Source organism: Virgibacillus carmonensis (genome assembly GCF_057836705.1).
On sequence record NZ_JBYQFJ010000086.1, the window covers coordinates 1 to 1004 of the forward strand.

The window sequence follows — 1004 nt, forward strand, 5'->3', positions numbered from 1 at the left end:
CGAGGTAGAACAGGCAGCATTTTCACCTGGAAACTTTGTACCTGGCATTGAAGCATCACCTGATAAAATGCTGCAAGGACGCCTGTTTGGTTATTCTGATGCACATCGTTATCGTATTGGGGCGAATCATCAGCAATTACCGATTAACCGTCCATTAAATGGTACTAAGAATTATCAGCGCGATGGACAAATGCGCTTAGATGGTAACAGTGGTGGTTCTGTAAACTATGAACCAAACAGTCTGGAAGGTCCAAAAGAGGATGCTCCATCAAAGGTTAATCCATTTGAGGTTTATGGTGAGGCTGATAGCGTCGTTTATGAAAATGATGATCATTTCACACAAGCCGGTGACCTCTACCGACTAATGGGCCCTGACGAAAAGGACCGTCTTATTCAAGCAGTAGTTAACCATATGAAACCTGTTGAACGAGATGAAATTAAATTACGCCAAATTGAACATTTCTATAAAGCTGATCCGGAATACGGCGAACGCGTCGCACAGGGATTAGGCCTATCCGTACCCGAAAGTGTACGATAAAGAGTTTAATAAAAAGGATCGCAAATTTGCGATCCTTTTTTTATTTACAGATAAGAGGTTTGTTCGGCCTATTATGCTTATTTAACAAGCAGCCATGTTTATTTCAAGCTCCCTGACTTCGATTTCACCATTGCTAGCAATAAGCCAATTTTATCTAAACTCATCGCGGATTAAAACTGCCGCAAAGCAAGGCGCTCTGAAAGCTTTTATTTAACCATGGACAAGGCTATTCTTCCTTTATTGGCGTCAAAGTTTTCAACCCAAACTGTAACGACATCGCCAACTGAAGCTATATCCATTGGATGTTTAACAAATTTATTCGACATTTTTGATATGTGAACTAAACCGTCCTGCTTAACCCCAATATCTACAAAGACACCGAAGTCAACCACATTTCTGACTGTCCCCTGCATCTCCATGCCGGGTTGAAGATCCTCCATCTTTAACACATTCTGTTTTAATAATG

2 protein-coding genes are annotated in these 1004 nt (G+C 41.0%); one reads left to right on the forward strand and one right to left on the reverse strand.

Annotated features, from left to right (window positions below; genetic code table 11):
- On the forward strand, positions 1 to 538 hold a 538-nt coding region (locus AC3G7N_RS20600; protein ID WP_489424034.1), incomplete at its 5' end, for a catalase.
- A gap of 206 nt (positions 539 to 744) precedes the next feature.
- Here the strand turns inward: AC3G7N_RS20600 and AC3G7N_RS20605 are convergent.
- Positions 745 to 1004 (reverse strand): S1 RNA-binding domain-containing protein (locus AC3G7N_RS20605; protein ID WP_489424035.1); only part of this gene is annotated, 260 nt, incomplete at its 5' end.